Source organism: Archangium minus, assembly GCF_044360475.1.
GTDB lineage: Bacteria > Myxococcota > Myxococcia > Myxococcales > Myxococcaceae > Archangium > Archangium minus.
The window spans coordinates 1014273-1025549 of sequence record NZ_CP043494.1 but is presented as its reverse complement, the minus strand read 5'-3'; the positions used below and the strand labels follow the sequence as shown (position 1 = coordinate 1025549).

The window sequence follows — 11277 nt, the reverse complement described above, 5'->3', positions numbered from 1 at the left end:
CTCTGTCCAGGCAGGCGGGCAAGCGCCCCCGCATCCCGCCGTGCTCCGCCCCGGCGCTACATCGGTGCACTGGCCTGCTCACCGGGGTGCGGCAGGTGCCCCAGCTTCTCCATCGGCAACGCACACAGCAGGTCCAGCCGCATGGAGAGCTCCCGCCCCGTCTGGATGAAGCGCAGCTCCTGCTGCTTCTCGTCGCCCTCGAAGTCCGCCGGGTCCGGTTGGTTCCAATGGGCGGCGATGGGCTCCCAGCGGCTCCTCGGGAAGGCCTCGCGATCCTTGTCGCGCAGGGTGATGATCAGGTCGAAGTGCTCGCCCTGGAGCTCCTCCCAGGACTTGCTGCGTGCGTCGTTCGGCTCGATGCGGTAGCGCTCACTCAGCACCTTCAGCGTCATCGGGTGTACCTGGCCCCTCGGCTCCAGGCCCGCACTGCACGTCTCGAAGCGTCCGTGCCCCAGGCGGCGCAACAGGTACTCGGCCATGATGCTCCGCGCCGCGTTGTGGGTGCTCAGGAAGAGGATTCTCAGCGGATGGCTGGGCGTCATGGCGCCCACGGTGCGCGGTGACCCCCTCAACGGCAACCCGGGAACTTCTATACCCTCACCCCGTCCCTCTCCCAGAGGGAGAGGGGTGGGTTGGTCGCTTGCTACCTCGGGGAGAGGGTGAGTTTTGTTTGGGAGAGGGCTCGGCCCTTCGGGTCCTTGAAGGTCGCTCGCACCTCCAGCGGTCCTGACAGCCAGCCCCCCTGCACCGGCGTGCTGTAGGGCAACAACATGTCCACACCCGCCGCGACCTTCTCCGAGGGGCCTTCCTGTGGGAAGAACTGCAGCGGCTCACCCTCTGCCGAGACGGCTTCCACTGAAAGGCTCGCGGCCTCCGGCGCCGTGTAGCTGAACTGCACCGCGTCGCCCTCGCCACACACCAACGTCCCGCCCGGCCTCGCCTCGCCTCGCACGCCCCCGTCCGCCCCCACGCAGAAGGCCCGCAGGCCCCACGCGGTTGTCCCCGTCTCGGCTCCGCGCGATTGCCACTCGGGCTCCCGCGTCCCGAGCTCCGGCACCACCAGCACCATCGCCACCCCGGCCACCGCCAGCCCCACCGCCGCTGGGATGAAGAACGTGGGCCAGGAGCGCTTGCGCTCGGGAACCGGTGCCCGCGCAGGCGCCGGCTTCGTCGCCGCTCCCAACCGCGCGAACAGCTCCTTCTCCAGCAACTGCTCCCGGTACGCAGGGAGCACGCGCTGCTCCAGTGAGGACTCCACCCGGCTCAGCTTGTCGTAGGCCTCGCGGCACTCGTCACACCCCGCCGCGTGCGAACGCAACCGGGTGAAGCCCTCCCCGTCCAGCTCGCCCCGGAAGAGCGCCTCCAACGCCTGCTTCGCCTGTCGGTCCGCGCACCTCGTCATGAATGCCCTCGCCTCTTAAAGAAGCTCCACCCCTTCACCTCCATCCCTTCCAGGTAACCGCGTGCTTGCAGGAACTCGAGCAGCCGCGTCTTCAACCCCAGCTCCCTCCGCCGCACCTGAATGCGCGTCAGTCCCAGCTGCTCGGCCGCGCCTTCTTGCGCCAGACCGTCCTCGCCAAAGCGCAGCTCGAAGAGCCGACGCTCCTCCGCTGACAGTCCCGCCTTGAAGCTCGCCAGCAACCCCTCCACCTCCCGGTCCTCCAACACCTGGGCCAGCCCCTCGCCCTCTACGGGCGCCTCGCCCACCTCTTCGAAGGGCTCCAGCCCCACCGACACTTCACGCTGCCGCGCCTGCTCCAACAGCACGTTGCGCGCGATCCCCACCAGGAAGTGCCCGTACGGCCGCACCCCGTCGTACGCCCCCCGCGTCCTCGGCTCGAAGGCCCGGGCGAACGTCTCCAGCACGGTATTCTCCAGCTCCAGCGCGTCCCTCATCTGCCCAAACCCCCGCCCTCGCCACGCCATGGCCCGCAACGCCCGCGCCAACACCTCCACGTGCGCCCGGTACACCTGGCCCAGTGTCTCCGAGTCTCCGTCCCGGAAGCGTTGCAATGTCCGCGCATCCCACTCCATCCGTCAGCGACTTACCGTGCCCAACGCCCCGCCGTCACCCTCCCCGCATCTCGAATTGCGATTTGCTGGCCGCGGTGGATCTCCGACGTTCGGGAATCGTCAGGAGAGCGGCCTGGCAGCCCGCCCGGCGCCTCGCGCGTCTAAACTCGCAGCGGTGGCACGCTTTTGACCACGCGGATTCCTGCATTCCCCCTACGATCCAACCATGACCTCTCGCCTACCCCTTGGCTCGAAGTCCGCGGTGCTGCTCTTCTTCCTGCTGCTCACGCCCTGTGGAGTCCTCGCCGCCGAGGACGCGCCCCTGGCCTCGCTGGACACCGCGACCACCTCGCAGACCGAGGAGCACAGGCTCTCGCTGCTGGAGGCCCCCGCTCCTGAGGCCGGGCGAAGGCGGGCTCCCTTCGGACTTCGTCTGCTCGCGGAGGTGGGAGGGGGCGTGGCGATGACCGCGGCGGGAGGCATCGCGGGTATCGGGCTCTGCCTGCTCACCATCGCGTCCGCGGGGGAAATCGGCTGCTACTACGCCCTACTCCTCGGGGCCGTGACAGGCCTGTCAGTGGGCTATCCCATCGGAGCCTGGTGGGGCGGAGAGGCTGTAGGCGGAGATGGCCGCCTGTGGGCGTCATTCGTGGGAGGGTTCACGGGGTTCGTGCTGGGAGTCGTCGCAACGGCTTCTCGGGGCGAAATGGTTCTCGCCATTCCCCTGCTCACCATGGTGGGCTCCTCCCTGGGCTACGAGCTGTCTCTGCGCCCGGAGTACCCGGGGCGGACCGCCGCCTCCCCGCGCATCCAGCCGCTCCTGGCCTTGGGTGCCCGAGGGGGAATGCTCGGCCTGAGCGCCCGCTTCTGACACGCGACCTCTATGACGATAGGAGGAGACGGAAGGTCGGCTGCCCGACACTGCAGCCCCCCATCTCCTACGGAAGGTGCGTGAGGAGAGCCCCTCCGCGCACCCGTGGCACCTTGCCGCCCTGGCTCACTCCGGAGACACTGTCACCGCATGCGACCGCTCCGATGCGCTGCGGTGACCCTGTGGGCCGCGCTCCTCATTGGTACCGCCGCGAGCGCCGCGCCCAAGCGGGTGGCCTACGCGCTCATCCTCGCCAACAACACCGGGCTCGAGCCGAAGCAGGCCCCCCTGCGCTACGCCGACGACGACGGCGCGCGCTACTACGAGCTGCTCTCCTCACGCACGAAGGAGACGGTGCTCCTCTCCGTGTTGGACGCGGAGACGCAGGCGCTCCACCCAGGGCTCGCCGCCCGGACACGGCCCCCTACCCGTAAGGTGCTCAAGGAGGCACTCGGCCAGCTCAATGCGCGCATGGCCGAGGACCGCCAGCGCGGCGATGACCCGGTCCTCTACTTCGTCTTCACCGGCCACGGAAAGCGCGGGCCCGCCGGAGAGGGCATGGTGAGCCTGCTGGATGGGCCCTTCACGCGCACCGACCTCTACTCGCAGGTCATCGCGCCCAGCTCCGCCGCCTTCATCCACCTCATTGTGGACGCGTGTGACTCGTACTTCTTCGTCAACTCGCGCGGCGCACTGCCGGTGGCCCCGGCCCAGGCGCAGGCGGTGCAAGGCCTGCTGGCCACGCGCGAGCTGGGCCGCTACCCGCACGTGGGCGCCGTGCTGTCCACCACCCGCGAGCAGGAGAGCCACGAGTGGAGCGCCATCCGCTCGGGCGTCTTCAGCCACCAGGTGCTCTCCGCGCTCGCTGGGGCCGCGGATGTCAACGCGGACGGGCGCGTGGAGTACTCGGAGCTGAGGGCCTTCGTCGCCGCCGCCAACCAGGGCGTGGAGGACGTGCGGGGCCGGCTCGAGGTGTCCATCCAGCCGCCCGCGCAGGACCGCTCGGCGGCGTTGGTCGACCTCGGAGACAGGGCGCGCCTGGGCTTCCTGCTGCTGCCCACGGGCCTGGAGGGACGGCTGTGGATAGAGGACTCGCGGGGCCGGCGGGTGGCCGAGTTCAATAAGGAGCGCGAGCGCTCGGTGGTGCTGGGGCTGCCTCCCGGGTATGGCTACTTCCTGCGCGCCTTGGGGCGCGAGGCCTCCTTCAAGTTCGACCGCCCGGGCGCGGTGGTGGATGCCGCGAGCCTCTCCTGGCAGGACAACTCCGTTGCCTCCCGAGGCGCGGTGGATGACGCCTTCCGGGACAAGCTCTTCTCCGTGCCCTTTGGCCCTCGCTTCTACGCTGGATACATGGCCAGCCTGGGACAGACGCCCGTGGCTCCCGAGCAGGGACCTGACCTCACACCATGAGCCTTCTTTCGTTCGCGCTGGTGCTGTCGCTGGCGCAGGCACCGGCCCCGTGCAGAGGCGAGCGGGTGGTGCTCGTTCCCTTCCAGCCGGTGGCGCTGTCGACCGCGGAGGCCCGTGAGCTGGAGGATGCCGTGCGCCGCGTGGCGGAGAGCACTTCCGGCATGTGTCTGGAGCCGCGCACGACCACGGTGACGAAGGTGCGCAACCAGGGCGGACGGCTGGTGGGCTGTGTGGACGCGGCGTGCCGGGGTGCCCAGGTGCTGGCGTTTGGCTCGGACCGGGTGGTGCGCGGTGTGGCGCTCGGCGTGGGAGGAGGGCGCAGCGTGGCGCTCACGTTGGTGGACCGCGAAGGCCACGAGTCCCACACCCTCGTTCAGCTCTCTGGAGAGGGACTCCCGCCGGGGCTGGAGGAGGCGCGTATCCGCGAGGCCTTCGGCGAGCTGTGGTCGACGCGCCTGTCCTCGCGGGTCGTGGAGGAGCGTCCGAAAAAGGTGTGGCCCACGGTGGTGCTAGCGGCCGGAGGCGTCGCGCTCGCGGCCGGAGTGGGCTTCGGGCTGGCTGCGCGCCGCGCGGAGACGAGCCTCTCGCGAGGGAACGCGGGCTGCTCCGGTGAGGGAGAGGCGTTCCGCTCCTGCATCGCGGGGCGGCTCCAGGAAGGCCGGAAGCAGGCACGCACGGCCAACGTGCTGATGGGAGCGGGCGCGCTGCTGGGCGCCGGTGGTGCCGTCTTCTTCGTCTGGGAGCTGCCATGAGACACGGGGCGTGGTGGATGGCTGGAGCCGTGCTCCTCGGAGTGGCCGCGTGCGCCTTTCAACCCGACTTCTCCCGCTACCCCTCCTGTGATGAACAGGGCGCCTGCCCTGGGGGCTGGACGTGTCTGGCTCCCGAGAAGGTCTGTCTCCCGGACTGCGGTGAGCGAGGACCTTGTCCTCCCATCGAGGTGCCTTCGGACACGGACGGCGGAGAACCCGACGCGGGTCCGACGCAGCTCGTGCTCGTGCCGGATGGTCCCGGAAGGGGCCTGGAGACGGAGAGCTACGCCCACCGATTCCAGGCGAGCGGCGGAACCCCTCCCTATGCCTTCTCCGTCACCGCGGGCGAGACACCACCGGGCTTGACCCTCGACCCCGAGGGAATCCTCTCCGGCAAGCCGCTCACGGCCGGGGACTTCCTCTTCACCGTGGAGGTGGTGGACCAGGGCGCGACGCCTCAGCGCTCCAGCCAGGAGTTCTCCGTGCGCATCCGGCCCCTGTTGCGTCTGGCGGGGCCGGGCGTGCTCACGTTCTTCGAGACGGGCAAGGACTACGAGGATCAGCTCTCGGCCACCGGAGGCAGATCGCCCTACAGGTACGAGCTCGTGTCGGGCAGCGTCCTTCCCTCTGGCTTCATCCTGCGCGAAGACGGGCTGGTCTACGGAAAGGCCTCGGAGGACATCAGCACCCCACCCTTTGACGTGCGGGTGACGGATTCTGACGAGCCTCCGCAGACCGCCATCCGCCGCATCCAGCTCACATCCATCCCCTGCTCCTCCACGCAGGTCTGCATCAAGACCACCGCCCTCCCCGATGCACGGGTGGGCTCGCCCTATACCTATAAGCTCCAGACCAACCCCACCTCCGTCAACTGGTCGGTGGAGGACGCCACCAAGCTGCCGCCGGGCATCACCCTGAACACCAGCACGGGGGTCCTCTCGGGGCAGCCTACGCAGGCCAGGCTCGACCCTTATGAGTTCACAGTCTCCGCGTCGACGGGACTGCTGGGTCCGGCAACCTCAAGCCGCACACTGAAAATAACGGTGTACTGAGCGCTGGAGCGCCATCGCACGGCATTGGGGAATGCCCCGGAGGCCCCTGGGAGAAGTGTGTCCTCAAACCGCCTGGTAAATAATTTTTTAATCAGGGCGATCCAGCCCCGGGCTCTTTTTCCAAGAAATAGATGAAGGCGCGATTCAGGCGGGCAAGAAGGCCTGGCTGAAAACCCACCCCCACGCGCCTGAATGAGGAGCACCACCATGAGCAACCGTCACCTGAAGCAGGTCCTCGTTGGCGCCGCGCTGGCTGGTCTCGCTGTCCCGGGCGTCGCGCTGGCCGATCCCACCTGCGCCTACATCATCGGCAAAGTCAACTCGTACACCGTAGCCACCCCGGCCGTGGCCGTCGTCGTCCCCGACAGCGACGCCTCCGTCCAGCCCATCCGCGTCCACCTGGATGAGACGGGCCAGACCATCCTCGGCTACTCGGTGCGCGTGCCCGGCTTCGACGCGGAGACGGACGGCCAGCCGGTGTTCGTCCCCGGCGTCTCGCAGAACATCCCCTCCATCTCCGCCACCCTGCCGGAGCTCAACCTCACCCCCAGCCGCTGCGTCAACGTCGACGGCGTGAGCACCCCGGCCGTCCCCGTCTACATCCCCGCCTCCGCCCTCACCCTGCCGGGCGGCACTGCGGAAGTGGGCGGCATCATCATGAACATCGTGGGCCAGCCGGTAACCGCTCCCGGCCAGCTCATCACCTTCGACGGCAAGACGATCGTCATCCCCGAGCGCGAGGCCGGCATCCCGAGCGTTCCGGTGGGTACGCCCAACCAGAGCATCACCGTCGACGTCAACGGCACCGTGCAGACGGCCCACTACCTCTCGCCCAACAGCTGAGCGAGTAGCGGATCCAACCCGGAACACCCCAAGCAACTAGGAAACAAGGCGCCCGTGGCCCTCCGCCATGGGCGCCCGTTTCATCTGAGAGTCTTCATCTGGGAGCGTACATGACACCGCCGTTCAAGACGCTGGGCCTCGCCCTCACCACCACCGCCCTCCTCACGGGCTGCGGTGCCTCCGCACCGGAGAGCACTCTGGGTCCCGCCACGGAAGCCCGCACTGCCAGCACCGCGCTCCAGGGAAGCAAGAAGAAGCCCGTCGTGGAGCAGCCCACCACCGCCCCGAGCGCCTGTACCGCGCTCTACTCCACGCCCCAGGCGCAGGCCGCGCTCACCCAGGCCGTGGTGGATCCGTCGTTGGCCACCGACGGGCTGGTGAAGACGCTCATCCTCTCCTTCAATACGCAGGAGGCAGTGGCGCCCGCGGTGGACCTGCTGCGGAGCACACTCGGCATCTCGTTGGGAGAAGGCCTCGGCGCGCTCAACGCGCTGCCCATGGTGGCGCTCAAGGTGCCCGTCACGCCCCTGCTGCTGAACACGCTGCGCACCACGTTGCAGCCGCTCGGCCTGGTGTCCATCTACCAGGACCGGCCGCTGCACTACTTCCTGGACGAGAGCGTCCGCTACATCCAGGCGGACACCGCGCGCACGGCCTTCAACACCACCGGCGCGGGCGTGGGCGTGGGCATCATCGACTCGGGCGTGGACGGCACGCACGGGGACTTCCCCAACCTGGTGAAGAACGTGAAGGTGGTGGCGCCCATTCTCGAGACGGGCGTGAGCGGCGCGCTCTACATCGACGTGCCCAACAGCGACCTCACCAGCGGCCACGGCACGCACGTGGCGAGCACCATCGGCGGCTCCGGCGCCCGGTCCGGCGGCAAGTACAAGGGCGTGGCCCCGGGCGCGAGCCTCATCGCCGTGGGCGCGGGCGAGGCCATCAGCATCCTCTACGCGCTCCAGGGCTTCGACTACCTGCTGAACCCGGACATCCGCGAGACGTACAACGTCCGCGTCATCTCCAACTCGTGGGGAACCAGCGGCAGCCACTTCGCGCCGTTCGACCCTGTCAGCATCGCCTCCAAGCGCGCCTACGACGAAGGCATCGTGGTGGCCTTCGCGGCGGGCAACGACGGCCCCGGCGCGGACACGCTCAACCCGTACAGCGCCTCGCCATGCGTCATCTCGGTGGCGGCGGGTGCGGCCAAGGACACAAGCATGGCCACCAACCCGCTCATCAGCCAGGGCGTGCCGGGCCAGCTCGCCGACTTCTCCAGCCGCGGCATCCCGGGCGATGAGAACCACCACCCGGACATCACCCTGCCGGGTGTGGCCATCGTCGCGGCGCGCGCCACCACCGCCACCGTGGCGCAGCCCTACCTGGGCCTGGACGGCCTGCACCCGGAGCCCTTCTACGCGGCGCTCGATGGGACTTCCATGGCCACCCCGCACCTGAGCGGAGTCGTCGCGCTGATGCTGGAGGTCAACCCCGCGCTCAACCTGGACGGCGTGCTGGCGGCGCTGACGTCCACCGCGAAGCCCATGTACACGCAGGACGCCACCACGGGCACCACGCGCCAGCTCGAGACGTGGGAGGCGGGCGCTGGCTACGCGGATGCCTACGCCGCCGTGCGCGCCGCCTCCGAGTCCGCCGGCACCCGCACCACCACCATCACCACGACCCTGCCGGGCTGGAGCGGCAACGTGAGCTTGTCGGTGAAGGTACCCATCCTGGACGTCACGCTCGTCGAGGCCTCGCACCAGCACTCGCTCACCGTGCCCGCGGGCGCCAACGCCCTGCGCATCACCACGAGCTGGGGCAACCCGGTGCTCGACCTGGACCTCTACGTCTATGACCCGAGCGGCAACCTGGTGGGCACCAGCGCCACCGGCACCTCCGTCTCCGAGTCCGTGTCCATCCCCCGCCCCGTGGCGGGCACCTGGCGCGTGCTGCTCAAGGGCTACCTCAACACGCCCACCAGCTACACGGGCACGGCCGAGGTGGACACGCTCGTTCCGGTTTCTCAGTAACACGCGCGCGTCCGCTCCCTTGGCGCGCCGCCCACGGCGCTGGGTAAGCTCCCCCTCCCGGCGCCGTGGGTGTCTTTTCCCATGTCAGTCCATGGCACTTCTCGGAGAGCAGGCTCCATCACCTGCTGTCCTTGCTCGCGGATCTGCTGGAGGAGGCCCTGGGCGAGCGCTGAACCCCCCGTCCTCTAGCCAGACACCGCGGGCCCCTGGCGCAGCGCGGAGAGAAGGAAGGCACACACGCGCTCCAGTGAGGGCGTCCGCTCGAGCGCCGCGGGAAAGGCGTGGAAGGCCTCGGGCGGGCCGAAGAGGATGAGGGGCTTGTGGTAGCGCAGCGCGAGCACCGCCTCGGACACCGTGCCCGCCCCTCCCGGTAGCGCCACCAACGCGTGCGCGGTGAGCACGTTGAGGTGGTTGCGACTCATCGGCTCCGTCCCCTGCTCGCCGCTCAACGGCAGGTGCGTGAGGATGGGCACCTCTACCGCCTCGTTGGGGTAGCCCGGCTTCGGGCTCCACGCGCCGTCCACCACCGCTCCCGGCACGATGCCCAGCGACAGCCCCTGGCGCCCCTCCACCGCCACGAAGGCCTCCGCCGCCGCGCGCATCACCCCGCCTCCCGCCCCCGTCAGCAGGTGGAAGCCCCGCTCGGCAATCCACCGCGCCAGCGGCTCCACCCAGGCCCGGTGCTCCTCCTTCCCCGAGCCCAGGACACCAATCACTTCACGCCGGGTACGCATGGCCATGCTCCTGGAGCGGACGAGAGGGGGGATGGCCCTCACCCTAGCCGTCTGTCAGGGGGAGGGGGACCTGTCACGTCCCGTCAGTCGCTCGCTGTACGCTGGCCCCACCACGGCGCGGCGTACACAATGCCGCCTTCTTTTCCTGCCCGACTGGAAACCATGACGACCTCCGCACCGCTGCCTCCCATGCCCCCTGGTCACTGGCTCTGGGGCCACCTGCCCGAGCGCGCGAGCGATCCACTCGGCCTGTACCTGAAGAGCCGCGAGCGACTGGGCGACGTGGTGCGCTACCGCATGGGCTACATCTACGTGGAGCAGCTCACCCACCCGGACCACGTGAAGCACGTGCTCGCCGACGCGAACGCGCGCTACACAAAGGGAACCGTCTTCGACAAGACGCGCCCCCTGGTGGGCAACGGCCTGCTCACCGCCGAGGGTGACTTCTGGAAGCGCCAGCGCCGGCTCGCCCAGCCCGCCTTCCACCGTGAGCGCCTGGCCGCGCTCAGCGGGAGGATGACAGACACCATCACCGAGACACTCCAGACGTGGGAGCCCGCGGCGAACTCGGGCCAGCCGCTGCCGGTGTTCCAGGAGATGATGAAGCTCACCCTCACCGTGGCGGTGCGCTCGCTCTTCGGCGTGGACGTGGGCGAGCACACCCGCACCATGGGAGACGCCTTCACCACCGCGCTCTCCGTCACCAACGAGCGCATCATCTCCCCCCTGCCCTACCTGCCCTGGCTCTACCGGCTGCCCACGCGCGACAACCGCGCCTTCCGCAAGGCGGTGGACACGCTGGACTCCATCGTGCGGGGCATCATCTCCCAGCGCCGCGCGAAGGGGCCCGGGGCGGACGCGGGCAATGACTTGCTCGGCATGCTGATGGCCGCGAGCGACGCGGATACGGGCGACTCCTTCAATGACGCGCAGCTGCGCGACGAGGTGATGACGCTACTGCTGGCTGGCCACGAGACGACGGCCACCGCGCTCGCGTGGACCTTCCACCTGCTGGAGCAGAACCCCGAGGTGGAGGCCACCCTGCACGCGGAGGTGGACGCGGCGCTCGGCGGGCGGGTGCCCACCGTGGTGGATCTGCCAAAGCTGCGCTACGTGGGCTGCGTCTTTGAGGAGGCCATGCGCCTCTACCCACCCATCTGGGCCATCCCCCGCGTACCCCTGGAGGATGACGTGGTGGACGGCTACCGGATTCCCAAGGGGGACATCATCATCCTCGTCCCCTACGTCACCCACCGCCACCCGGACTTCTGGCCCGAACCGGAGCGCTTTGATCCCACGCGCTTCCTCCCGGAGAACAGCAAGGATCGGCCGCGCTGGGCCTACCTGCCCTTTGGCGGTGGGCAGCGCCAGTGCATCGGCAACAACTTCGCGATGATGGAGGCGCAGTTCGTGCTCGCCCTGGTGGCCCAGCGCTACCGCCTGCGAGGGGTGCCCGGCGTCCCCGTGGAACCCGAGCCTCACGTCTCGCTGCGTCCCCGCGGCCCCATGCCCATGCACGTGGAGCACCGCAAGGACGTGCTCCAGGCGCGCTCACGCACGGGGTGAGCC

11 protein-coding genes are annotated in these 11277 nt (G+C 69.4%); 7 read left to right on the top strand and 4 right to left on the bottom strand.

Features of this window, described 5'->3' with window-relative positions; translation table 11 throughout:
* Positions 1-56: 56 nt before the first annotated feature.
* From F0U60_RS04335 to F0U60_RS04325, 3 genes are all read right to left on the bottom strand, one after another.
* Positions 57-542: an arsenate reductase ArsC gene (locus F0U60_RS04335; protein WP_395814274.1), complete on the bottom strand. Its 486-nt coding sequence runs from the start codon at positions 540-542 to the stop codon at positions 57-59.
* A gap of 101 nt (positions 543-643) precedes the next feature.
* The gene (locus tag F0U60_RS04330) at positions 644-1402 is read right to left on the bottom strand and encodes a hypothetical protein (protein ID WP_395814272.1); all 759 of its coding nucleotides are present in this window, start codon (positions 1400-1402) and stop codon (positions 644-646) included.
* Positions 1399-2013, bottom strand: coding sequence for an RNA polymerase sigma factor (locus tag F0U60_RS04325; RefSeq protein ID WP_395814269.1), 615 nt, complete (start codon positions 2011-2013; stop codon positions 1399-1401). Before F0U60_RS04325 ends, F0U60_RS04330 begins: the two co-directional genes overlap by 4 nt.
* Before the next feature lie 226 nt (positions 2014-2239).
* On the opposite strand from F0U60_RS04325, the gene F0U60_RS04320 reads away from it, so the two are divergent.
* From F0U60_RS04320 to F0U60_RS04295, 6 genes are all read left to right on the top strand, one after another.
* Positions 2240-2884 carry a hypothetical protein gene (locus tag F0U60_RS04320; RefSeq protein WP_395814266.1) on the top strand — a complete coding sequence of 215 codons (645 nt, stop codon included), beginning with the start codon at positions 2240-2242 and terminating at the stop codon, positions 2882-2884.
* A 150-nt stretch (positions 2885-3034) separates the two neighbouring features.
* Positions 3035-4294, top strand: coding sequence for a hypothetical protein (locus tag F0U60_RS04315; protein ID WP_395814263.1), 1260 nt, complete (start codon positions 3035-3037; stop codon positions 4292-4294).
* Entirely contained in the window at positions 4291-5046 is a 756-nt protein-coding gene (locus F0U60_RS04310; RefSeq protein WP_395814260.1) for a hypothetical protein, read from the top strand. The genes F0U60_RS04315 and F0U60_RS04310 overlap by 4 nt, the downstream gene beginning before the upstream one ends.
* Complete coding sequence (locus F0U60_RS04305; RefSeq protein ID WP_395814257.1) at positions 5043-6098, top strand: Ig domain-containing protein; 1056 nt, start codon at positions 5043-5045, stop codon at positions 6096-6098. The genes F0U60_RS04310 and F0U60_RS04305 overlap by 4 nt, the downstream gene beginning before the upstream one ends.
* 207 nt (positions 6099-6305) lie before the next feature.
* On the top strand, positions 6306-6941 hold the full coding sequence (locus tag F0U60_RS04300; protein WP_395814254.1) for a hypothetical protein: 636 nt from the start codon (positions 6306-6308) through the stop codon (positions 6939-6941).
* 110 nt (positions 6942-7051) lie between these two features.
* Complete coding sequence (locus F0U60_RS04295; RefSeq protein ID WP_395814251.1) at positions 7052-8974, top strand: S8 family serine peptidase; 1923 nt, start codon at positions 7052-7054, stop codon at positions 8972-8974.
* 185 nt (positions 8975-9159) lie between these two features.
* On the opposite strand, the gene F0U60_RS04290 is transcribed toward F0U60_RS04295, so the two are convergent.
* Positions 9160-9708 carry a molybdenum cofactor carrier protein gene (locus F0U60_RS04290; RefSeq protein ID WP_395814248.1) on the bottom strand — a complete coding sequence of 183 codons (549 nt, stop codon included), beginning with the start codon at positions 9706-9708 and terminating at the stop codon, positions 9160-9162.
* Positions 9709-9870: 162 nt separating this feature from the next.
* Here F0U60_RS04290 and F0U60_RS04285 point away from each other — a divergent pair, with 162 nt between their 5' ends.
* Positions 9871-11274: a cytochrome P450 gene (locus F0U60_RS04285; protein ID WP_395814245.1), complete on the top strand. Its 1404-nt coding sequence runs from the start codon at positions 9871-9873 to the stop codon at positions 11272-11274.
* The last annotated feature ends 3 nt before the right edge of the window (positions 11275-11277 follow it).